At 64.9% G+C, this 21,267-nt stretch carries 22 protein-coding genes; 3 read left to right on the top strand and 19 right to left on the bottom strand.

Annotated features, from left to right (window positions below):
* Nucleotides 1–335: 335 nt before the first annotated feature.
* Together msrQ and msrP are read right to left on the bottom strand one after the other, a co-directional pair.
* Entirely contained in the window at nt 336–977 is a 642-nt protein-coding gene (gene msrQ, locus ACOI1H_RS03240) for a protein-methionine-sulfoxide reductase heme-binding subunit MsrQ (protein ID WP_422435287.1), read from the bottom strand.
* Nucleotides 977–1,876 carry a protein-methionine-sulfoxide reductase catalytic subunit MsrP gene (msrP, locus tag ACOI1H_RS03245; protein ID WP_422435288.1) on the bottom strand — a complete coding sequence of 300 codons (900 nt, stop codon included), beginning with the start codon at nt 1,874–1,876 and terminating at the stop codon, nt 977–979. Before msrP ends, msrQ begins: the two co-directional genes overlap by 1 nt.
* A 299-nt stretch (nt 1,877–2,175) precedes the next feature.
* Here msrP and ACOI1H_RS03250 point away from each other — a divergent pair, with 299 nt between their 5' ends.
* A complete protein-coding gene (locus tag ACOI1H_RS03250) occupies nt 2,176–2,661 on the top strand; it encodes a fasciclin domain-containing protein (RefSeq protein WP_422435289.1) in 486 nt (161 codons plus the stop codon).
* A 54-nt stretch (nt 2,662–2,715) separates the two neighbouring features.
* On the opposite strand, the gene ACOI1H_RS03255 is transcribed toward ACOI1H_RS03250, so the two are convergent.
* From ACOI1H_RS03255 to ACOI1H_RS03270, 4 genes are all read right to left on the bottom strand, one after another.
* Nucleotides 2,716–3,978, bottom strand: a complete 1,263-nt coding sequence (locus tag ACOI1H_RS03255) for a SulP family inorganic anion transporter (protein ID WP_422435290.1) — start codon at nt 3,976–3,978, stop codon at nt 2,716–2,718.
* A gap of 106 nt (nt 3,979–4,084) precedes the next feature.
* On the bottom strand, nt 4,085–6,697 hold the full coding sequence (clpB, locus tag ACOI1H_RS03260; protein ID WP_422435291.1) for an ATP-dependent chaperone ClpB: 2,613 nt from the start codon (nt 6,695–6,697) through the stop codon (nt 4,085–4,087).
* 187 nt (nt 6,698–6,884) lie between these two features.
* Nucleotides 6,885–7,649 carry a hypothetical protein gene (locus tag ACOI1H_RS03265; protein WP_422435292.1) on the bottom strand — a complete coding sequence of 255 codons (765 nt, stop codon included), beginning with the start codon at nt 7,647–7,649 and terminating at the stop codon, nt 6,885–6,887.
* A 66-nt stretch (nt 7,650–7,715) separates the two neighbouring features.
* Nucleotides 7,716–8,489: a hypothetical protein gene (locus ACOI1H_RS03270; RefSeq protein WP_422435293.1), complete on the bottom strand. Its 774-nt coding sequence runs from the start codon at nt 8,487–8,489 to the stop codon at nt 7,716–7,718.
* A 116-nt stretch (nt 8,490–8,605) separates the two neighbouring features.
* Here ACOI1H_RS03270 and pyrF point away from each other — a divergent pair, with 116 nt between their 5' ends.
* Together pyrF and ACOI1H_RS03280 are read left to right on the top strand one after the other, a co-directional pair.
* A complete protein-coding gene (gene pyrF, locus ACOI1H_RS03275; protein WP_422435294.1) occupies nt 8,606–9,316 on the top strand; it encodes an orotidine-5'-phosphate decarboxylase in 711 nt (236 codons plus the stop codon).
* A 125-nt stretch (nt 9,317–9,441) separates the two neighbouring features.
* Nucleotides 9,442–9,654, top strand: coding sequence for an orotidine 5'-phosphate decarboxylase (locus ACOI1H_RS03280; protein WP_422435295.1), 213 nt, complete (start codon nt 9,442–9,444; stop codon nt 9,652–9,654).
* 116 nt (nt 9,655–9,770) lie between these two features.
* On the opposite strand, the gene ACOI1H_RS03285 is transcribed toward ACOI1H_RS03280, so the two are convergent.
* The 13 genes from ACOI1H_RS03285 to bchC all read right to left on the bottom strand — a co-directional run bounded on the left by ACOI1H_RS03285 (nt 9,771) and on the right by bchC (nt 21,228).
* Complete coding sequence (locus ACOI1H_RS03285) at nt 9,771–10,037, bottom strand: NfeD family protein (protein WP_422435296.1); 267 nt, start codon at nt 10,035–10,037, stop codon at nt 9,771–9,773.
* Entirely contained in the window at nt 10,037–10,936 is a 900-nt protein-coding gene (locus ACOI1H_RS03290) for an SPFH domain-containing protein (RefSeq protein ID WP_422435297.1), read from the bottom strand. Before ACOI1H_RS03290 ends, ACOI1H_RS03285 begins: the two co-directional genes overlap by 1 nt.
* A 239-nt stretch (nt 10,937–11,175) precedes the next feature.
* A complete protein-coding gene (dxs, locus tag ACOI1H_RS03295; RefSeq protein ID WP_422435298.1) occupies nt 11,176–13,089 on the bottom strand; it encodes a 1-deoxy-D-xylulose-5-phosphate synthase in 1,914 nt (637 codons plus the stop codon).
* Between the two features lie 187 nt (nt 13,090–13,276).
* Nucleotides 13,277–13,516, bottom strand: a complete 240-nt coding sequence (pufX, locus tag ACOI1H_RS03300) for an RC-LH1 core complex protein PufX (RefSeq protein ID WP_422435299.1) — start codon at nt 13,514–13,516, stop codon at nt 13,277–13,279.
* A 13-nt stretch (nt 13,517–13,529) separates the two neighbouring features.
* Nucleotides 13,530–14,456 carry a photosynthetic reaction center subunit M gene (gene pufM / locus ACOI1H_RS03305; RefSeq protein ID WP_422435300.1) on the bottom strand — a complete coding sequence of 309 codons (927 nt, stop codon included), beginning with the start codon at nt 14,454–14,456 and terminating at the stop codon, nt 13,530–13,532.
* A gap of 15 nt (nt 14,457–14,471) precedes the next feature.
* Entirely contained in the window at nt 14,472–15,305 is an 834-nt protein-coding gene (gene pufL, locus ACOI1H_RS03310) for a photosynthetic reaction center subunit L (protein ID WP_422435301.1), read from the bottom strand.
* A gap of 129 nt (nt 15,306–15,434) precedes the next feature.
* Nucleotides 15,435–15,605, bottom strand: a complete 171-nt coding sequence (gene pufA / locus ACOI1H_RS03315) for a light-harvesting antenna LH1, alpha subunit (RefSeq protein ID WP_422435302.1) — start codon at nt 15,603–15,605, stop codon at nt 15,435–15,437.
* Nucleotides 15,606–15,620: 15 nt separating this feature from the next.
* Nucleotides 15,621–15,776, bottom strand: a complete 156-nt coding sequence (pufB, locus tag ACOI1H_RS03320) for a light-harvesting antenna LH1, beta subunit (RefSeq protein ID WP_422435303.1) — start codon at nt 15,774–15,776, stop codon at nt 15,621–15,623.
* Nucleotides 15,777–15,909: 133 nt separating this feature from the next.
* A complete protein-coding gene (gene pufQ / locus ACOI1H_RS03325; RefSeq protein ID WP_422435304.1) occupies nt 15,910–16,134 on the bottom strand; it encodes a cytochrome PufQ in 225 nt (74 codons plus the stop codon).
* The gene (bchZ, locus tag ACOI1H_RS03330) at nt 16,131–17,588 is read right to left on the bottom strand and encodes a chlorophyllide a reductase subunit Z (RefSeq protein ID WP_422435305.1); all 1,458 of its coding nucleotides are present in this window, start codon (nt 17,586–17,588) and stop codon (nt 16,131–16,133) included. The genes pufQ and bchZ overlap by 4 nt, the downstream gene beginning before the upstream one ends.
* A 109-nt stretch (nt 17,589–17,697) precedes the next feature.
* Nucleotides 17,698–19,299: a chlorophyllide a reductase subunit Y gene (bchY, locus tag ACOI1H_RS03335; RefSeq protein ID WP_422435306.1), complete on the bottom strand. Its 1,602-nt coding sequence runs from the start codon at nt 19,297–19,299 to the stop codon at nt 17,698–17,700.
* The gene (locus ACOI1H_RS03340; RefSeq protein ID WP_422435307.1) at nt 19,289–20,293 is read right to left on the bottom strand and encodes a chlorophyllide a reductase iron protein subunit X; all 1,005 of its coding nucleotides are present in this window, start codon (nt 20,291–20,293) and stop codon (nt 19,289–19,291) included. Before ACOI1H_RS03340 ends, bchY begins: the two co-directional genes overlap by 11 nt.
* A complete protein-coding gene (gene bchC, locus ACOI1H_RS03345) occupies nt 20,290–21,228 on the bottom strand; it encodes a chlorophyll synthesis pathway protein BchC (protein ID WP_422435364.1) in 939 nt (312 codons plus the stop codon). Before bchC ends, ACOI1H_RS03340 begins: the two co-directional genes overlap by 4 nt.
* Nucleotides 21,229–21,267: the final 39 nt, after the last annotated feature.

Raw genomic sequence — 21,267 nt, forward strand, 5'->3', positions numbered from 1 at the left:
TGGTGCAAAACGTAGCCGGTGCGCCCTATGGTGTCGGCGCGCCCGCCTGCCCTACTCCTAATTTTTTTCAACCGCCTTGCGTTCCAGTCTGGTCCGTCCGGTGGTCCGTAGCGGCGTCTCCGTCGCTTCGTTGAGAGGGGTTCTACGGATACCGGCCGGGGGCCGCAAGTGCCATTTTCGTGAAATGCGCATTTTTTGTAACAGACCGAATTTCGCGGCGAAATGAGCGACTTAGCGATACTTTCGATCCCCGACCCAAGGTCATATCGCAAGGAAATGTCGCGGCAGACTTTCTGCCTTGTGGTTCACCGGCGGCGGCCCACAAGACCTAGAGGTCAGGCATCGGCCGACTGGCCGGCCGAGCGAAAGACACCGCGAATCCGCGACCACTTGAGGCGCACCGCAAGCAGAATCACCACGGCTCCCATGTAGAGGAAGGGTTCCAGCGGCCATCCCTTTACCAACCAGATGTAATGCAATGCCCCCAGAACGGCGGCGGGATAGACCAGCAGGTGCAGTCGTCGCCACCGCAACGGCCCCATCCGCCGGATCGACCAGCTGTTCGATGTCAGCGCCAGCGGGATCAGTGCCAGAAAGGCGATGAACCCGACGGTGACATAGGGGCGCTTCACCACCTCGGTCACGACCCGGCCAAGGGTCTGCACGTCCAGAAGGGCGAAGACGAGGAAATGCGCCAGCACGAAGAAGAAGGCGAGCAGGCCAATCGCCCGGCGATACTTCACCAGGACCACGCCGGTCAGGGTGCGCAATGGCGTCACGGCCAGACCCGCGATCAGCAGGATCAGCGCGGCCTCGCCATACTGACGCTCCAGCACGTTGATCGGCTCTACGCCGTACGCCCCGAGACCGTTCAACGCCTGCCAGAACTCCCACGCCATATAGCCCGCACCCAAAGGATAGAGCGGCCAGGCTGGGATGCGGCGCAGCGCACCGTTGATGCGGGCGACGGCGGCCATCAATAGTCCTGCGACAGGTCCATGCCGTCATACAGGCTGGCCACCTCGTCGTAGCCATTGAACATCAACGTGTCCTCACGGCTGGCGAACAGGCCGCCGCCGACGCGCCGTTCGGTCGCCTGCGACCAGCGCGGATGGTCCACGGTCGGGTTCACGTTGGAATAGAAGCCGTATTCGCGCGCACTGATCTTGTTCCACGTGGTCGGAGGCTGTTCGGCCACCAGCGAGATCCGGACAATCGACTTGATCGACTTGAAGCCATATTTCCACGGCACCACCACGCGCAGCGGCGCACCGGACTGCTTGGGCAGTGGCTCTCCGTAAAGACCCGTCGCCATGATCGTCAGCGGGTGCATCGCCTCGTCCAGCCGCAGACCTTCGACATAGGGAAAGCCGATGACCTGCCGCCGCACGCCGGGCATGTTCTCGGGCTGCACGACGGTCTCGAACGCGACGAACTGCGCGCCGTCCTGCACACCGACCTTCGCCAGAAGGTCGGCCAGTTCGAACCCCTGCCACGGAATCACCATCGACCACGCCTCCACACAGCGGAAGCGGTAGATGCGATCCTCGATCGTCAGGCCGTCGGTCAGATCGGCCAGGGAAAATGTCCCGGGGTTGTCGACCATGCCGTCCACCGTCACGGTCCAAGGCTCGATCACCATCGCGCCGGCATTGTCCTTCGGATCGGTCTTGCCGGTGCCGAACTCGTAGAAGTTGTTGTAGCTGGTGATCTCCTCCAGCGTGTTCGGCTCCAGCGCGGCCTGCGCGCGGGCCGCCCCGGTCATCGCGATCGCCCCCAGACCGGCCGTCCCGCCGATCAGCTGTCGCCGGTTCAAGAACGCAGCCTTCGGCGTCACGTCGGCGGTGGTCAGGTCGTTCATCCAGCGGTGGGCCATCTGTCTCTCCGATTGATCTCGTCTTGCCTATATACGCAGATAATCGTTGAAAGGTTTCTCACGATGGCGCGGGTGACTGAAACGAACCGGCTATTTTTGCCGGTCATACCAACACGGGGGATCACGGCGGATCACGACCGTGTGTCTTGAAATCCAAAACTGCTTTGGCTTAGCGATTTTTCTGCCGAAGGCGAGTGACAGGGTGTCGCGGCAGGAGAGTGGCCCGTGCGACATCCACACCCATATAACCGTCACGCAGCCAGAAAGGTTGCATTGAACCCACGACAGGAGACGACATAATGCTTCGCCGTACATTCATGACGACCGCCGCCCTGATGACCCTTGGCACCGCTGCCTTCGCCGAAAGCCACGCCGCGACGATGGACATCGTCGATACCGCCGTCGACGCGGGCACATTCACCACGCTCGTCGCCGCGGTCGAAGCCGCCGGTTTGGTAGAAACGCTAAAGGGCGAAGGCCCGTTCACCGTTTTCGCGCCCACGGATGAGGCATTCGCCGCCCTGCCCGAAGGCACCGTCGAAGGTCTGCTGGCCGATCCCGAGGCGCTGGCCGAGATCCTGACCTACCACGTCGTGCCAGGCACGGTGATGGCAGCCGACCTGACCGACGGCATGACCGCCGCCACCGTCGAAGGCCAGGACGTGACCTTTGCAGTAGGCGACACCGTGATGGTGAACGATGCCACCGTGACCACGCCCGACATCATGGCGACCAATGGCGTGATCCATGTGATCGACGCCGTCATCATGCCGCCGGCGGAATAAGCGACACCGCTTCCACGACAGCCCCGGCAGAGCGATCTGCCGGGGCTTTTGCGTTCAGCGGTCCGGCGTATCCCATGCTTCGGGTGCGACCCGTTTCCGCCGCAACCGCAGCGCAAGGCCCAGCGCCACGCCGACGCCGATGGCCACGGTCAGATCAGCAAAGACCGTCAGGACGATGGTCAGCAGCAGCAGCGCCCGGTCCGCCAAAGGCGTCGCCATGTAGCCGCGCCACTTGTGCGGCTCGCTCATGTTCCAGGCGGTAATCAGCAGCAGCCCGGCCAAGGCCGGCATGGCAAGATACCCCGCCAGCGGTGCCGCCAGCAGCATCACGCCCAGGATCGTCACCGCGTGGACCAGCCCCGCAACCGGCGTCCGCCCGCCCGCATTCACATTCGTCGCCGTGCGCGCGATGGCCCCGGTCGCGGGAAGCCCGCCGAACAGTGCAGACCCGATATTCGCAACACCCTGCGCCAGGATTTCCGCGTTAGGCCGGTGTTTGCCGCCCATCATCCGGTCCGCGACCATTGCCGACAGCAGGGATTCGATGCTGGCCAGAAAGGCGATCACCAGCGCCGAGGGCAGCAGTTCCACCATGCGCGCATAGGACAGCGCCGGCAGCGCGGGCCAAGGCAGCGTCGAAGGCAAGGCTCCGAACCGCCCGTAAAGCGTATCGACCGGCAGCGCACCCAGCGCCACGATCCCAGACCCCAGTCCCACGGCCACGATCAGGCCCGGAAAGCGCGGGAACAGGCGCCGCAGTCCGACGATCAGCACCATCGTCCCCACTCCGATGCCCAGCGCCGCCGCATTCAGGCTTCTCCGCGCGGCCCACAGCGCTTCCAGCTTGCCGATGAATTCAGCCGGAACCGGCCCCGTGGTCAGGCCGAACAGGTCCTTCAACTGGCTTGCCCCGATGATGATGGCGATCCCGATGGTAAAGCCGTTGACCACCGGTTCCGGCACGTAGGCCACAAGACTGCCCGCCCGCAGCAGCCCCGCCACGACCATGATCGCCCCTGCCATCAATGTGGCGATCACCAGCCCGTCATAGCCAAATTGCACGATGACACCAAAGACGACGACGATGAACGCCCCCGTCGGACCGCCGATCTGCACCCGGCTGCCGCCCAGCAGGGAAATCAGAAAGCCGCCGACGATGGCGGTAATCAGACCCGTTTCCGGTCCCGCGCCCGATGCGACGGCGATCGCGATGCTCAGCGGCAGCGCGACCATCGCGACGGTCACGCCCGCGATCACGTCGCGGACACCCTGGTCACGGTCATAGGTCTGCAAAGTGGTCCACAGCTTGGGTGTCATGGCCGGACACTCGCACAACCCGGGCCGCCAGCGACTTGATTTGCATCAAGTCGCCACAAACCTGTGTCGCAAAACGAAAATGGCGGGGTTTCCCCCGCCATGTCCCTTAGTGAATCACCGCATCCTCTGGCCGGGGCCGCGACGACCCCGAAACCCGGTCTCCGACGATCAGCCCGTCGACGCCCGCGCTGACCGGGACCCGGTCTCCGTCGCGCACATCGCCCGCCAGGATCATCTCGGCCAGTTGATCCTGCAACGCCCGTTGGATCACCCGCTTCAGCGGCCGCGCCCCGAACACCGGATCGTAGCCTTCCTCGGCCAGCCATGCCAGCGCGCCCGCATCCAGATCGAGGTGGATATTCCGCCCCGCCAGCCGCTGTTCCAGCCGCTTCATCTGGATCGTGACGATCCCGGCCATGTCGCTGCGCGCCAGACGGTCGAAGATGATGGTCTCATCCAGTCGGTTCAGGAACTCCGGCCGGAAGTGCGCCCGCACCGCGTCCATCACGTCGCGCTTCGCCTGCGCGGGGTCAGCCCCGTCCGGCATCAGGCTCAGCGCCTGTGCGCCAAGGTTCGACGTCAGGATGATCAGCGTCTGCTTGAAATCGACCGTCCGTCCCTGCCCGTCCGTCAGCATCCCGTCGTCCAGCACCTGCAACAGCACGTTGAAGACATCGGGGTGCGCCTTTTCGACCTCGTCGAACAACACGACCTGATAGGGCCTGCGCCGCACGGCCTCGGTCAGCACGCCGCCTTCGTCATATCCGACATACCCCGGAGGCGCGCCGATCAGGCGACTGACGGCGTGCTTCTCCATGAACTCGCTCATGTCGATCCGCACCATCGCAGAGTCGTCGTCGAAGAGATACGACGCCAGAGCCTTGGTCAGCTCTGTCTTGCCGACACCCGTCGGGCCGAGGAACAGAAAGCTGCCAAGCGGCCGCCCCTCGTCGTTCAGACCGGCACGCGCACGGCGCACGGCATTGGCGACGGCCTTGACCGCCTGCTTCTGGCCCACGACCCGGCGGCCCAGTTCCTCTTCCATCCGCAGCAGCTTGTCGCGCTCGCCTTCCAGCATCTTTGACATGGGAATCCCGGTCCAACGCTCGACGACTTCCGCGATCTGCTCGGGTCGAACAGCCTCTTCGACCATCAAGTCGTCATTACTCTCGGCATCCGACAGTTGACGCTCCAGCCCCGGAATCACGCCATAGGACAGCTCCCCGGCCTTCGCGAGGTTGCCTTCCCGCTTCGCGATCTCCAGCTCGGCCCGCGCGCGGTCCAACTTTTCCTTCAGGTCGCGACCCGTTTCCAGCTTGTCACGCTCGGCCTGCCACTTCGCCGTCATCTCGGACGCGCGGTCCTGCAAGTTGGCAAGTTCCTCGGTCAGCTTCGCCAGCCGGTCCTTCGACGCGCTGTCGTCCTCCTTGCGCAGGGCCTCCTGCTCGATCTGCTTTTGCATGATGTCGCGGTCCAGCGCGTCCAGCGCCTCGGGCTTGCTGTCCACTTCCATGCGCAGACGGCTGGCCGCCTCGTCCATCAGGTCGATGGCCTTGTCCGGCAGGAACCGGTCGGTGATGTAGCGGTGCGACAGCGTCGCCGCCGCCACGAGGGCAGAGTCGGTGATCCGCACGCCGTGGTGCAGTTCATACTTTTCCTTGATCCCGCGCAGAATGCTGATCGTGTCCACCACGGTCGGCTCCTCGACCATGATCGGCTGGAACCGCCGCGCCAGCGCCGCGTCCTTTTCGACATACTTGCGGTATTCGTCCAACGTCGTGGCACCCACGCAATGCAATTCGCCCCGCGCCAGCGCCGGTTTGATCAGGTTGGCCGCATCCATCGCGCCTTCGGACTTTCCGGCCCCGACCAGCGTATGCATTTCATCGATGAACAGGATGACTTCGCCCGCCGCCGCCTCGATCTCCTTCAGGATCGACTTCAGCCGTTCCTCGAACTCGCCGCGATACTTTGCACCGGCGATCAAGGCACCCATATCGAGCGCCATCAGACGCTTGTTGCGCAGGCTTTCCGGCACGTCGCCGTTCACGATCCGCAGGGCAAGACCCTCGGCAATCGCCGTCTTGCCGACACCGGGTTCACCGATCAGCACGGGGTTGTTCTTGGTCCGGCGCGACAGGACCTGCATCGACCGGCGGATTTCCTCGTCACGGCCGATGATCGGGTCGATCTTGCCGTTGCGCGCCGCCTCGGTCAGGTCGCGGGCGTACTTGTTCAGCGCGTCATAGCCGTCCTCGGCGCTCGCCGAATCCGCCGTCCGCCCCTTGCGCACGTCGTTGATCGCGGCATTCAGCGCCATGGGCGTCACCTTGCCGGCGTCCAGCGCATCCTTTGCCTTTGACTTCACGATCGCCAGCGCGGTCAGCAGCCGTTCGACCGGGACAAAGGCATCGCCCGCCTTGGTGGCCATCTTCTCGGCCTCGTCCAGCACCTTGGCGGTCGCGTTGTCCATGTAGGTCTGCCCGGCGTCGCCCGTCACCTTCGCGATCTTCGCGACAAAGGCGTCGACCGTGTCGCGCACCAGCTTTGCGTCACCGCCGCCATGGGCGATCAGGTTCGCGGCAAGGCCCTCGCTGTCATCCATCAGCGCCTTCAGCAGGTGTTCGGGCAGCAAGCGCTGGTGATTTTCGCGCATCGCGATGGTTTGGGCCGCCTGGATGAATCCGCGCGACCGTTCCGTGAATTTTTCAAGGTTCATGGGTTTCTCCTTCAAAGCACCCGACGGCATTGGGTGCGCCCGCATTGCGGCACGCCCCGTCTCGGGCCTTGCGTTGAAGATGGGGGGCCACGCCCCCTGTTGCAAGTATCCCACACCTTGAAATCGTCACCAGACATGCAAAAGGCGCGCCCCTGCGGGACGCGCCTCTCAAGACCTTCGGGCCGGCTCAGTTCGTGGTCAGCGGATCGCCATCGGTGCCTTCCGGGCCAGATGGAGTCGGGAACACCGGGGCCGCACCGCCGTCGGGATCTTCGCCACCCGCAGCACCGTTGTCGGGGTCGACGGTCTGATCGACGGTGACACCGCCTACGGTCGTGGCAGACGAATCCGGGTCCACACCGGCGTCCGCCTCAGGTGCTGCCGTCGCGTCGTCGGTGCTCGCCTCCGGTGCCGGTGCCGGGTCCGCCGTCTCACCGGTCGGAGTCACGGTCCCCTCGGTCTCTTCGGGCGTCACATCGTTGCCACTCTGCTCGGGTGCCACATCATCCTGTGCCGGCGCCGCCACACCGGGCTCCTCAGCATCGGCAGGCGCATCCTCGGCAGGTTCCTCTGCCACAGGCTCTTCCGCCGCAGCATCAGCCGCAGGTTCTTCCGCAGGCTCCTCTGTAGCAGCTTCAGCCGCCGGCTGTTCAGCAGCGTCAGCCGCAGGCTCTTCGGCAGCAGCGTCAGCGGCAGGCCCCTCTGTAGCAGCGTCAGCCGCAGGCAATTCAGCAGCGTCAGCGGCAGGCTCTTCAGCAGCGTCAGCCGCAGGCTCCTCGGCAGGCGATTCATCGGCCGGGACTTCCTCGACGACCGGGCCGGGACCAACGGCCGCGCCGATCTGGGGCTGCGTCACAGCAATCGCCAGCGCGATCACCATCGCCACACCGGCCCCAAGGCCGACAATCATGAAAAACGGGTTGGAGGCGAAACCGCCGGTCTTCTGTGCCACACCGAAACTCCTTGTGTCGTGCAAGACGCACCTTTTCGACTGACCTAGGTCCAAGACCCGCTGCGGTCAATCCATCGCCGCATAGCGCACATAGGCAAAGGCCCGCCCGTCCGGCGACCAGCACGGCACGTTGATCGTCCCCTGCCCTCCGAACAGGTCCAGCACAGGCCAGCTTTCACCCCCCGCCTGCGGCATCATCCGCAACTGAACCGCCTTGTCGCGGGGATGAAACAGCGTGCCCTGCGGAAACGCGAGGTACAGCACGTGCGCTCCGTCCGGGCTGGGGTGCGGAAACCAGTCGACCGTGTCCGACGTCACCATGCGCTGCACGTCCGATCCATCCCGCCGCATCCGCCAGATCTGCGCTGCCCCCGTCCGGCCAGAGTTGAACCAGATCCAGCCGCCGTCCGCACTGTAGTCCGGCCCGTCGTTATGCCCCTCATCTTCCGCAAGGCCGGTCAACTGCACCTCGGCTTCGCGCATCACGCAGATTTCGTATCGCCCGCGCCGCCGCGCGCAGTAGGCGATTTCCGCGCCGTCCGGGCTGACGCCGTGCCAATAGGACGGCACATCCGGCACCACCTGCACCGGCTCGCCGCCGCTTACCGGCACGCGATACAGCGTCGACAGGTCGTCCACGTGCGACGACAGATAGACCTGCGACCCGTCCGGGCTGATGCCGTGGTCGTTGTTGCAGGCCACCACGTCGCCCGTGTCGATCACCGACACATCGCTGCCATCCAGCGGCACCCGCAGCAGCAGCCCGTCGCGGTTCACCAGCAGCCAGCCGTCGGGATGCCAGTTCGGTGCCTCGATCAGGTCGTCGGTCTGCCACAGCACGCGACTTTTCCCTCGCGCCAGATCGAAAATCTCCAGACTGCTTCGCATCATGCGCTCCCCGATTGCCCTTGCGTCCGGTTCGGACTAGACCCGCGCAAATCGTGAAAGGAAAGCCCGTGACCGATGCCAGACTGCCCGATGACCGCTTGATCGTGGCCCTCGACGTGCCCAACGTCATTGCCGGGCTCGACATCGCGACGCGTCTCGGCGACGCCGTGTCCTTCTACAAGATCGGCCTCGGGATGCTGACGGGCGGCGGGCTTGCGCTCGCAAACGAGCTGAAGCACGATCACGGCAAGCGCATCTTCCTCGACATGAAGCTCTTCGACATCGGGGCCACGGTCGAAGCGGCGGTGCGCGGCTTCACCCAGTTCGACATCGACTTCCTGACCGTCCACGGCGACCCCCACGTCGTGCGGGCGGCAAAGGAAGGTGCCGCCGGCAGCGACATGAAGATCCTCGCTGTCACGATCCTGACCTCCCTCGACCGCGCCGACCTCGACGCCTCGCTGATTCGCAAAGGGACCGTCTCGGACCTCGTCATCGACCGCGCCGCCCGTGCCTTCGCGGCCGGGGCCGACGGCATCGTCGCCTCTCCGCAAGAGGCAGCAGCAATCCGCGCCCTGCCCGAATCGGAAGGTCGCCTGATCGTCACCCCCGGCGTGCGTCCCGCCGGGGCGTCGCATGGTGACCAGAAACGCGTGGCGACACCCGCACTTGCCATGAACGACGGGGCCGACCACATCGTCGTCGGCCGTCCGATCTGGCAGTCAGACGATCCCCGCGCCGCCGCCCTCGCCATTCTGGCAGAAATGCGCCACCCCTAGGCCATTCAGCCTGTAAAGCGAAAAAAACGGTTGACGCGGAACTTTTTCGCGTCTCCTGCCGTTACTCATTCAATCGATAACAGGATGTGCAGCCCTGACGGCACATCGATTGAGGAGCAAACCGCATGACCCAGATCAATCTTGGCGACGTCCGTTACAACGCGACCGCAGGGGCCTTCGAGGCCCGCGTCGACATTCAGCGCGCCGGTCGCACCTTTCGCTATCCCTGCATGGTTTCGGGCCCTCTGAACATGGACATGGACCATGTCCGCACCGGTCTTGCCCGCCACGCCCTTCGGATGTCCGACAGCGGCTCATCGTTGATGTCGTCCATCTGATACTGTCCCGAAGGCCTGCTGCCGCAATCTCTGCCTCTGTCCCTTGACGATTGCCCTGTATGGCGCGACCTTCCGACTGGCCCGGTGTTCACCCCGAACACCGGGCCATTTTTATGTCAGTCGTTGATGTCGCGGTCCCAGACCTTCGGCTTGTCGCCCGGAATGCCGAACACCCGCCGCATCGCAAGGTAGGCCATCAGCGACAGCGCGGCGAAGATCACGAGGATCAGCGGCAGCGACGTCATCTGCACCAGCAGAAGCAACAGCGCCACGATCGCCGCCCCGACCGCAAATCCGAGAAAGATGTAGCCCGGCACCAGCACCTCAAGTGTCGCCAGTGCCAGCGCGGCCGACAGCCAGACCCACCACACCGTCGCCAGCATCACGCCTTGCCCCGCAACATGCGGAACGCATTGCCAAAGGCTTCGACCGCATCCGCGGGCAGGATCACGGTTTGCTGCCCGGCCCCCTGCGCAATCTTCGACAGCGCCTCAACCTGTTTCAGCGCGACCTGATACTGCGCGGCCTCAAGCCCGTTTTCCGCGATGGCGACGGCGACGACCTGCGTGGCATAGGCCTCGGCGTCGGCCAGCACCCGCCGCGCCTTGGCCTCCTGCTCGGCGGAATAGAGGTCCGCATCCGCCTGCAATTCCACCGCCCGCTTGCGCCCTTCGGCCTCTGTCACCTGTGCGCGACGTGCCCGTTCGGCGTTCAACTGCTGCAACATTGCGGCGCGTGTGGCTGCATCAAGGTTCACGTCCAGGATCTCGGCCCGCGTCACCTCGATCCCCCAGTCGTCCACCTGCTCGGCCAGTTGCTCCCGCACGGCGGCGATCACGCTCGACCGGTTCGACTGCACCTGATCCAGCTCCATTCGCCCGACCTCGGATCGTACGATCCCCGCCACGGTCGTCGAAATCGCGCCGTCCACGTCCCGGATGCGGTAGACCGTCTTTTCCGGCTCGATGATCCGGTAGAACACGCTGGTTTCCACCTGCACCAAGACGTTGTCGCTGGTGATCGCGTCCTGCTGCATCGATGGCAATTGCCGTTCCAGGATGCTGACCCGGTGCCGCACCCGGTCCAGGAACGGCACGATGAAGTTGATGCCCGGCCCCAGAACCTTATTCAGGCGCCCCAGCCGTTCGATCACGAACTTCTCGGACTGCGGCACGATCCGCACGCCGGTGACGACACAGACGATGATGAACAGCGCCAGCAGCAACAGGACAAGGTTCTGCCCCAGAAAGTCGCCAAGTTGCAGTTGCGGGTCCATCGGCATCACTCCACGGATAGTTGCCGCATTGCTAAGTCGCCCCCGCCTCCGTTGCAATGAAAAGCAGGGCCCTCACCTCGCATGGCCAGATCCGCATTCATCTGGCCGGTTAAACTCCCGCCGGAGGCATCCCTTAGATCGACGGGCGCACGGACCGCTATGGAAGCCGTAACCTATTGATATGTCACATTTCTATTTTACATAATATGTATCGCGTGCGAAACATTCGGTGTCCAATATGACGCTCAGACAAGACCCTTCACGGGTCTCATCCGGAGCCCCGCCGCCTCCAGCGCGGTCGCCGCGATGTCCACCGCCGTCAGCCCCGCCTCTGCATACATCGCATCCGGGCTGGCCTGATCGATGAAGCGATCCGGCAGAGTCATCGTCCTGACCTGACAGCGCCCGTCCAGCAGTCCGTCGTTGGCCAGATCGTGCAGCACCATCGCCCCAAACCCGCCGCGCGACCCTTGTTCCACGGTGATCAGCGCCTTATGGTGCCGCAAGAGTTGCCGGATCAGATCACGGTCCAGCGGCTTGGCAAAGCGTGCATCCGCCAGCGTCGGCGTCACCCCCTGCGCCGTCATCAGCGCACAGGCGCGGCGACACTCGCCCAGATGCGCCCCAAACGACAGGATCGCGACGTCCGACCCTTCCACGATGACGCGTCCTTTGCCGATCTCGATGACCGCGCCGCGGTCCGGCAGCGTCATGCCCTCTCCCGATCCACGCGGATAGCGGAACGCAATGGGGCCGGCGTCGTGCTGTGCCGCAGTGCGGACCATGTGCTGCAACTCCGCCTCATCCCCCGCCGCCATGACCACCATGTTGGGCAGTGCCGTCAGAAACCCGACGTCGAAGGCTCCCGCGTGGGTCGCGCCGTCCTGCCCGACCAGTCCGGCCCGGTCGATGGCAAAGCGCACCGGCAGGTTCTGCAAGGCCACGTCATGCACGATCTGGTCGTAGCCCCGTTGCAGGAACGTCGAATAGATCGCGCAGAACGGTCGCAGCCCGCTGGCCGCCATGCCCGCCGCAAAGGTCACGCCATGCTGCTCCGCAATGCCCACGTCAAAGACGCGCTTTGCGAACCGCGCCTGCATGATGTCCACGCCGGTCCCGCCCGGCATCGCCGCCGTCACGGCGACGATCCGCGGATCAAGGGCTGCCTCCACCGTCAGCGCCTCACCGAAGACCTGCGTATAGCTTTTCGCATTGGCCTTTCCCTTGGCCTGCACGCCAGTCGCCGGGTCGAACTTGCCCACGCCGTGCCCCTTGTCCGCGGCGGTCTCGGCCGGGGCGTAACCCTTGCCCTTCACCGTGCAGACGTGGATCAGCACCGGTCCCACAGCCCGGGTCCGCGCCGCGCGCAGCACCGGCAGCAACTGGTTCAGATCATGCCCGTCAATGGGCCCGATGTACGAAAAGCCGAGGCTCTCGAACAGCGTCCCCTGTGCGCCGCTGGCGGCCCCTGTCACCAGTTGACGCGCGCGCCTCGCGTGATCGCGCAGCGGGCCAGGCAAGGCGGCCTCAAACCCTTCGGCCAGCCTGTGCATCTCGCCCAGCGGTGACGCGTAAAGGCCCGAGAGGTATTTCGACATCGCCCCCACCGGCGGCGCGATCGACATTTCGTTGTCATTCAGAATGACGAACAGGCGGCGGCCTTCGGCACCTGCGTTGTTCATCGCCTCATAGGCCATGCCGGCGCTGATCGCGCCGTCGCCGATCACGGCAATCGCGTCGCCCGTGTTCATCCCCATGTCCCGCCCGACGGTGAATCCCAGCGCCGCGGAAATCGAGGTGGACGAATGGGCCGCGCCGAACGGATCATAGGCGCTCTCGGACCGCTTGGTGAAGCCGGAGATCCCGCCCTCCTGCCGCAGCGTGTGCATCCGGTCGCGGCGCCCGGTCAGGATCTTGTGCGGATAGCACTGGTGGCCGACATCCCAGACCAGCTTGTCCCGCGGCGTGTCGAACACCGCGTGGATCGCGACGGCCAGTTCTACGACACCCAACGACGACCCCAGATGCCCGCCGGTCACGCTGACGGCCTCGATCACGGTGTTGCGCACATCACGGGCGACACCGGCCAGCGTCGCGTCGGACATGCCGCGCAGGTCAGATGGTCGGGTCACACGGTCCAGATCGGGTGTCTTGGTCATGGCGTCCTCCTGACATGATAAAGGCGTCGCAAGGGGTTGCCCCATTGCGACGCCAGCCCTGTAGCCAACAGGAAGGGAACGAGGCGTCCGATGCCGGGAAGCGGGACACCTCTTGACGGACCACCGGGGTGGGTGGTCCGACGGCGCAGGCTCCGGCGGCGTCGCACCGCCGGAACCGAACCCTGGCCTAGACGATCACCGTCGTCGGGCCGGACAGGTCGATCAGGAACGACAGCGGCGTCGGATCGGGCTGCTGCTTGCTTTCCTCGGGCAGGGCGCGACCCACGGCAGCGATCACCGCGACGGTCAGCCAGATGCCGATGACGACCACAGCGGCATAGCCCGCGCCCTTCAGCATCAGGATGGTCACATCGCCGTAAAGCCGCGTCCTTTGGGTCGTGCCCAGAATGTTCGTTTCGTCGGACATGAGGCGGTCTCCTTCAGAAGTTCGGGGCATAGCCGTGGACCTGCGCCCAGGCATACCAGTTGTCGACGACCGTTCCCGTCAGCAGGATACCGATGCCGCCCGTCAGTGGCGTCAGGACCGCGAACCACCACGCCCAGCGATGGATGCCTTCCATCGTGGCGTTGAAGCCCATGGTCCAGCGCCAGAACAGGGCCGCACGTTCCGTGGCCGTGCCGCGGTCGACGATCTGCTCCAGCTCCCGGTCGCCGCCGAAACGGCTGACAGCGAGGATCGTGGCGCCGTGCATCGCGAACAGCAGCGCAGAGCCGTAAAGGAACGCGATGGAAAGCGCGTGGAACGGGTTGTAGAACAGGTTCCCGTAGGTGATCGAGAACAGGTTGGTCCAGTCCAGGTGCGAGAAGATGCCGTAGGGCACGCCCTCTGACCAGCTACCCATCAGGATCGGGCGAAACAGGTTGAGCGTGAAGATCAGCCACAGCAGCGCCGCGAAAGCCCAGCTGACGTGATGTCCCATGCCCAGCGCCGTGGCGCGGGTATAGGTCCTGATCCACCAGGCACAGCACCCGACGAGGAAGAAGAAGCTGGAGATCAGCCACCACCCGCCTTCGTTCAGTGGCGCAAAACCCAGTCCGTATTCCGGTGCCGGCGGATCGAGCGACAGCCAGAACAGGTCGCGCAGAAAGATCGCCGGGTTGTAGTCGACCTGCGCCCAGAAGTTCATCCCGATGATGAAAAACCAGGTCGCGAAGCCGACCACCGCCACCAGCCCGTAGGGGCCAAGGTGGACGGGTCCGATCTGCGCGTTGCCAAAGATTCCCGCAAGGGTCGAAAACCGGGCCTTGTCCGTGCGCTCGTAGTTCGTCGTGGCGTCGGCGGCGACCCCCAGTTCGACGGGACCCTGCACCTGGACGGCCGTGAAGATGTTTTGATATTCAGCCATGTCTCATCCCTCCAATCACAGGTTCACCCACCAGGGCAGTTCGTAGTACCAGTCCCACCAGACGATCCATTCCTGGAACCAGATGGTGCCGGAAATCACGATGCAGACCGCCGACCAGAACCCGGCCATCAGCGCCAGGAACAGGCCCAGACGGTGGATGCCCAGCGGCCCGATCGAGTAGCCGATCAGATCGCGGAAATAGGTGTCTTCGTGATCCGGCGTCTTGACGACGTCGCCCTTCCGTTCCGGGTTCATCGCCGACAGAATCAGCGATCCGTGCAACGCAAGCGCCAGCGCCGTGATCCAGAAGAAGCTGATCGCGACCATATGGGCGGGGTTGTAGTGGAAGTTGCCGTAGGCGTAGCCGGTGTTGTTCACCCAGTCGAGGTGGCTGAAGATGCCGTATGGAAATCCGTATCCCCAGGCCCCCATCAGTATCGGCCGGATCACCACCAACGTAACGTAGGCAAAGATCGCGACGCCAAAGGCGAAGGGGACGTGATACCCGATGCCCAGCTTGCGGCAGATCTCGACCTCGCGCATCATCCAGCTGACGAAAGCACCGATCGCGCAGATCGTGATGATCTGCCACAGCCCCCCCTGCAACAGTGGTGCCGCCCCCAGGCCGATCTCGAGGCTGGGCGGTTCGATGCTGATCAGCCAGGGATTCCACGTCGGACCCTGACTGGCACCGTAGAAAATCAGAATTGTGCCAAGCACGGCGAAAAAGAACGTCGTGACCCCGAAGAAGCCGACATAGAAAGGCCCCACCCAGAAATCGAACAGATCGCCGCCGACGAGGGTCCCGCCGCGGACCCGGTATTTTCTCTCGAAGCTGAGCTGTGCCATCTTCCCCTCACTCCATCAAAGGACAGGCCTCGGCCCGGTCATGGGGCGGTCTGTCGGTCCTTCATTCATCTGCTGTTCGCCGCGGGCGAACCGGTGATCCGCCCGCAGCAGGGTCGTGCCGGTGGCGCGCTACTCTATGGCGACCACTTCGGGGCCGAATGCGCGATTCAACCAGTTCGTCTCCGGGTTGGAGAGCAGAACCAGGTGGATCATCACCGCCAGCAGGAACAGGAAGACGCCCTGCGCCACGAAAACGCGGCGGGGGTCGAAAACCAGCCAGATCTTGTAGAACTGTGCCATGTCGTTGTTCCTTCCTTACCAGCTGAACCAGGGCAGTTTAATGTAGGTCAGGATATGGGCGACGACCGCGATCCCCGTGAAGATCGCAAAGCCGCTCATGTAGACCGAGTGCAACTCCTGCGCCTGCTCGTCCGTCAGACCTGTAAAGGACAGGTCACTTCTATCAGCCATCTTTTGTCTCCAAATATGAACTGACACCGCGCACCCCCCGCGGCCGGGTATTGACAGGGGCTCCTCCCCCGCCGGGTCTTCGCCGCCCGTTGGGACAGGCGAAATCGTATCCCCCTTTGACGGGGGAATGGTTTCACGCGCTGAAGATGTGCGGCGTGATGATGCGGGCCTGGCTCCAGGCGCTCGCGATGGGGCCTTTTTCCGGCAGCTCCATCCAGCGCGCCGTCTTCAGCGCCCAGGTCAGCAGCGACAGCGGCAGCGTGGCTGCGAAGATCAGCGCGAAGTAGGCGTAGTATTCGCGCTTCGGTGCCGCCGTGCTGCGACGCAGCAGGGGCGCGTCCGTCGTGAAGTCGGTCATGATCTTCCTCCCGTCGTGGTTTCAAGTGTGGCGACGGTGGCAAGCGCCACCCGGTCGCATCCGGCGTCGCGCGCGGCCCGTTCGGCCGCGTCGCGCAAGGTCTTCGTGGCAGAGATCCGCGTCAGGATCGGGTGCGTCGCCACGATGCGGTCGAGTGCCGCCTGCGCATCGACGTCCCACGACAGTTGCCGCTGGTTGGTCGGTGTCGCGGGGGCCGCGTCCATCTCTGACCCCAGCGGCAGGATGTGGAACAGCGCGTCGAACAGTCCGTTGCACACCTCCTGCAGCAGGTAGGTGGCGCCGGCGTAGCCCATGAAGGGCGTGCCGGTATGCCTGCGGATCGCGGCACCGGGGAAACTGGCGGGGATGAAGGCCGGTGCCGGTCCAAAGCCCTGCTTCATCTCGGCCATGTACATCTTCTCGTTGATCGACCCCATGACGATCAGCGGCCGCTTGGTGTGCATCAGGTGGCGCACCTCGTCGTTGTTCGTCTTCTTGCCGCGGGTGCGGGCGACGGCAAAGGCGCAGGGAAAGCCCAGATCACCCTCGAGGTATTTGCGGATGCCGCGGGTATAGGTCTCGTTCGCGACCACGGCGAATTCGCAGGTGGCAAAGAAATCCTGCGTCACCGACCGCCACAGGTCCCAGACCGGCTTCAGCGTGGAATGTTTCTCGGTCTCGATGAAGGGTTCCGGGTCCAGCCCCAGCAACTCCCCCAGACGACGCAGGAACAGCGTTGTCTGTTCGATCCCGATGGGGGCCTGAAGGTAGGGCTTGCCCAGCACCTCGCACAGGCCCCGCCCGAATTCGCGGTACATGCAGACATTGACGTCCGCGTTCACGAGGTTGCGCATCTCGGCCAGATGGGTGCCCAGCGGCATCACCATGTTGACCTCGGCCCCGATCCCCTCGACCAGTCGGCGGATCTCATGCAGGTCGGAGGGCATGTTGAACGTGCCGTACATCGGACCCAGAATGTTGACGCGCGGTGCCTCATCCGCCTCGCGCTTTCTCTCCGGCGGCATCCGCCCCTTGGTCTGGCCGAATTCGGTGAACAGCCAGGTCATTGCCCGGTCTGCAGATTCCCACTGATCCTCGTCGATGGTGCGCGGCAGGAACCGCTGGATGTTGGTCCCCTGTGGCGTGACGCCGCCGCCGATCATCTCGGCAATCGACCCCGTCACGACAACGGCGGGCAAGGCTGGGTCCAGCACGTCCCAGGCCCGCTTCATCGCAGCCTCGGTGCCCTCGCCCATCTCGGTTTCGCCAAGGCCCGTCACGACGATCGGCAACTCGTGCGGCGGCAAACCGTCGGTATAGTGCAACACGGACGTCACCGGCAGGTTCTCGCAGCCGACAGGCCCGTCGATGACGACCTGCAATCCCTTCACGGCACAGAAGGCATAGACCGCCCCCCAATAGCCACCAGCGCGGTCGTGGTCCGTCACCAGCATGATGCGCGCCCCCCGTTCATCTGGCCAGATAAACTCTGGGGTCCGGGGCAAAGCCCCGAAATGGGTTGGCGGGCGGGGCCCGCCGCCCCCCTGAAGAATGGCGCCGCGGTCATATCATCTGCTCCGCCGCAGCCGCGCGCGCCTGCTTGTCCAGCTTCTTCTGGTGCTGCGCGCGAAAATCGGGGCGCAGGTTCGGCGCGCCTTCCCAGATGCCCGCCGTGTCGCCCGACCCCACGCCCTCGAAGAACGCGCGCATCGTGTCCATGCGGCCCTTACCACCCATCGCGGCGGTGACGACCTGTTGCAGGCTGCCCGCCCCGGCGGGTCCCATCAAGGGACGTGCGGAAATCAGGTTGGTGAAATACAGCGCGGGAATGCCCATTTCCTTGGCCTTCTGCACAATCGGAGTCGTTCCGATGGCAAGATCCGGGCAGACACCCTCCATGACGGCCAGATCATCCTCGAGCGAGGCGCGAAATTTCACCGTCACACCCTTGGCCCGCAGCCAGTCCGCATCGACGGCGGACCAAGGCGTTTTCGGCAAGGCGGTGCCGACGTAGGGCACATCCGCGCCGCTTTCGATCAGCAGGCGCGCGACCAGCAGTTCGGACCCTTCGTAACCGGACACCGTGACCGTGCCCTTGACCTGCGCACCCATCAGCGCGGCCTTGATCGCAGGCAGAAAGGCGTTCTGTGCGGCAGCGATCCGGTCGGCGGCGATTCCGTAGGCATCACCGATCGCGGCGAGCCAGGCGGCGGTGCCATCATGGCCGACGGGGGCCGAGCCAATGACGGTGCGGCCCGCGGCCTGAAACTCGCGTACGCTGGCGGTGTAGAACGGATGGATCGCCGCGGCGACACCGCAGTCGAGGGCGGCGTAAAGTTCGCGCCATTCGCGAGTCGGCACGACCGGACCGGCGGCCAGACCCATCGGGGCCAGCATCGCGCCGATCATCATCGGATCGGCCGGGAACATCTCGCCCAGCAAGGCAACGCTCGGACGGTTCTCGGCGGCAGAGGCGGGGCGGGCGACCGGGCCGGATTCGGCCTCGAGCCGGGCGTAGTTCAGCATGGCGCCGGCCAGCACGTCCTTTGCCTCGGCATGGGTCGGGATGCCGAAGCCCGGCACATCGATTCCGATGATCCGCACGCCGTTGATGTCCTTCGGCAACAGCCGCAGCGGCACGCCGGAGGCGGTCGGCACGCACAGGTTCGTGACCACGATCGCGTCGTATCGCGCGGGGTCCGCCATCTCGTGAACGCTTTCGCGGATGTCCTCGAACAGTTTGCCGGTGACAAGGGATTCGGAGTTGAACGGGACATAGCCGACGGATCGGCGCGCGCCGTAGAAATGCGACACGAAGGTCAGGCCATAGACGCAGCAGGCAGAGCCGGACAGCACTGTCGCAACCCGCTTCATCCGCAAACCGACGCGGAGCGAGCCGAAGGCGGGACACATGGATTGCGGCTGGTCGTGGGGGCCTTTGGGGTAGTCCGCGGCGTAGCGATCCAGCAGGTCGGATTGGCCGGCGGCGCGGGCGGCCCTGTCCAGTTCGGACGTCGCGGAACAGAGGCCGGCCGTCGCAGGGGGCTCTGCCCCCGTCGGCAAGCCGATTCCCCCGGGATATTTTTCACCAGAAGAACCAGGGGCAGCCGCGACCAGCACGGTGCCATCCGCATCTTTGCTGACGTGGAAGCCCTCACGCGTCATCGTAGATGACCTCCAGGCTCGCTTTCGGTGTGCCGTGCTTGCCGCGCATGTCGATGTCGGTCGCGGGCACGAGCTGGTAGTCGCCGCCCGTGTCCTTGCTGTCGAAGAGGCCGAGGAGGCCATCCTGGTCCAGCGGTGTCGGGCGGACGGGGGGGGCGATGCCCACGGCCTCGGCCAGTCCTTCGAACATCGGACCCCATTGCGATTCGTGCGTGCCGACGATCTGGTAGTTCGCGGATTTCTTGCGCAGATCGTCGTTCTGCGGGATCGCGGCGAGGACGGGAATCTTGACGGCGGCAGCGAAGGCCTGCGCCTCGCCCGTGCCGTCATCCTTGTTGATGACCAGCCCGGCCACACCCACGTTGCCGCCCATCTTGCGGAAGTATTCCACTGCCGAACACACGTTGTTGGCGACGTAAAGCGATTGCAGGTCGTTGGAGGCGACGAGGATCACCTTCTGCGCCATGTCGCGGGCAATGGGCAGGCCGAAGCCGCCGCAGACCACGTCGCCCAGGAAATCAAGCAGGACGTAGTCGAAGTCCCAATCGTGGAAACCCAGCTTTTCCAGCAGCTCGAAGCCGTGGATGATGCCGCGCCCGCCGCAGCCGCGACCGACCTCCGGTCCGCCGAGTTCCATCGCGAAGACGCCGCCGCGCTTGAAACAGACATCCCCGATCTGCACCTCTTCGCCTGCGAGCTTCTTTTTCGAAGAGGTTTCGATGATCGTGGGACAGGCCTTGCCGCCGAACAGCAGAGAGGTGGTGTCGGATTTCGGGTCGCAGCCGATCAGCAACACGCGCTTGCCCATCTCTGCCATCATGTGGCTGAGGTTGGCGAGGGTGAACGATTTGCCGATGCCGCCCTTGCCGTAGATCGCGATGATCTGGGTCTTGGACGTAGGGGCACCCTGCGGCACCTCCAGCGTCGGTTCCGCCGCAGCCTCGTCGCGCAGGGCCTTGTCGTAGTCGCGCAGGTTCGGGACTTCGTCTTTCATGCGGCGTTCCAATCGAGGATCATTTTCAGGCAGGACGTGTCGGTGAAGGCGGTCCGATAGGCGTCGGATGCCTGCGTTGCGGGCATGGTGTGGGTGATGAGATCGGCGAGGTTCAGATCGCCCGCTTCGACCAGTGCGCGGACAGCGATCATGTCGGCGGGTTGCCATTCGGCGCTGATGCGCAGGCGCGCCTCGCGCATGAAGGCAGGCGGAAAGGCGAAGGACAGCGGTTCGGTATAGAAGCCGGCGAGGACGATCTCTCCGCCCCGCGCGAGGCGGCCGATCAGGTCGGGCAGCAGCGCGGATTGGCCGGAGACGTCATAGATCGACGCATAGTCGCGGCGCGTATCGGTGGCGGGGTCGATGACGTCATACCCTGCGGCACCGCTGCGGCGGGCGGGATCGATGTCCCAGACGGTCGGTGCCGGTGCGCCGGACAGGATCGTCAGGCGGGCCAGCAGGCGGCCAAGGGTGCCGTGGCCGACGATCAGGTCGGGGACGGCCTTGCCGGGTCCAGCGATGGCGTGGCGCGCGGTGGCGGCCAGGGCCAGCAAGGCACCGGAGGCCCCGAGACCCGCATCGATGCGCGTGACGCGGGTCGCGGTGGTGGTCACGATCCGCGCTGCAGCCCCGAACAGGCCAAAGGCACCGTCGTAGCAGTTGGCGCCCGGCACGAAGACGTGGGTGCCGACGGGCATGTCCGCGTCGGGACCAGCCTCGACCACCTCGCCCGCAGCCTCGTATCCGGGGACAAGCGGGAAGCCCATGCCGGGGAACGGTGGCATCGCGCCGGTGTAGAACAGTTTTTCCGTGCCGGTCGAAATGCCGGAATGATGGATCTGCACGGTGACATCGGCGGGACCGGGGGCCTTCAGGCCGACCTGTTCCAGCGACAGTTGACCAGGAGCCTGCAAGAGGACGGCGGTCGTGCGGATCATCTTGGCCCCTCCCGGTGTCGATGGGCGCGTCGATCC

The organism is Loktanella sp. DJP18 (assembly GCF_049310965.1).
Lineage (GTDB): Bacteria > Pseudomonadota > Alphaproteobacteria > Rhodobacterales > Rhodobacteraceae > Loktanella.

Bases quoted from the DNA above. Each gene is read 5' to 3' on its own strand.
- msrQ (WP_422435287.1), bottom strand. From the start codon at position 977: ATGGCCGCCGTCGCCCGCATCAACGGTGCGCTGCGCCGCATCCCAGCC.
- msrP (WP_422435288.1), bottom strand. From the start codon at position 1,876: ATGGCCCACCGCTGGATGAACGACCTGACCACCGCCGACGTGACGCCG.
- ACOI1H_RS03250 (WP_422435289.1), top strand. From the start codon at position 2,176: ATGCTTCGCCGTACATTCATGACGACCGCCGCCCTGATGACCCTTGGC.
- ACOI1H_RS03255 (WP_422435290.1), bottom strand. From the start codon at position 3,978: ATGACACCCAAGCTGTGGACCACTTTGCAGACCTATGACCGTGACCAG.
- clpB (WP_422435291.1), bottom strand. From the start codon at position 6,697: ATGAACCTTGAAAAATTCACGGAACGGTCGCGCGGATTCATCCAGGCG.
- ACOI1H_RS03280 (WP_422435295.1), top strand. From the start codon at position 9,442: ATGACCCAGATCAATCTTGGCGACGTCCGTTACAACGCGACCGCAGGG.
- ACOI1H_RS03285 (WP_422435296.1), bottom strand. From the start codon at position 10,037: ATGCTGGCGACGGTGTGGTGGGTCTGGCTGTCGGCCGCGCTGGCACTG.
- ACOI1H_RS03290 (WP_422435297.1), bottom strand. From the start codon at position 10,936: ATGCCGATGGACCCGCAACTGCAACTTGGCGACTTTCTGGGGCAGAAC.
- dxs (WP_422435298.1), bottom strand. From the start codon at position 13,089: ATGACCAAGACACCCGATCTGGACCGTGTGACCCGACCATCTGACCTG.
- pufX (WP_422435299.1), bottom strand. From the start codon at position 13,516: ATGTCCGACGAAACGAACATTCTGGGCACGACCCAAAGGACGCGGCTT.
- pufM (WP_422435300.1), bottom strand. From the start codon at position 14,456: ATGGCTGAATATCAAAACATCTTCACGGCCGTCCAGGTGCAGGGTCCC.
- pufL (WP_422435301.1), bottom strand. From the start codon at position 15,305: ATGGCACAGCTCAGCTTCGAGAGAAAATACCGGGTCCGCGGCGGGACC.
- pufA (WP_422435302.1), bottom strand. From the start codon at position 15,605: ATGGCACAGTTCTACAAGATCTGGCTGGTTTTCGACCCCCGCCGCGTT.
- pufB (WP_422435303.1), bottom strand. From the start codon at position 15,776: ATGGCTGATAGAAGTGACCTGTCCTTTACAGGTCTGACGGACGAGCAG.
- pufQ (WP_422435304.1), bottom strand. From the start codon at position 16,134: ATGACCGACTTCACGACGGACGCGCCCCTGCTGCGTCGCAGCACGGCG.
- bchZ (WP_422435305.1), bottom strand. From the start codon at position 17,588: ATGCTGGTGACGGACCACGACCGCGCTGGTGGCTATTGGGGGGCGGTC.
- bchY (WP_422435306.1), bottom strand. From the start codon at position 19,299: ATGACGCGTGAGGGCTTCCACGTCAGCAAAGATGCGGATGGCACCGTG.
- ACOI1H_RS03340 (WP_422435307.1), bottom strand. From the start codon at position 20,293: ATGAAAGACGAAGTCCCGAACCTGCGCGACTACGACAAGGCCCTGCGC.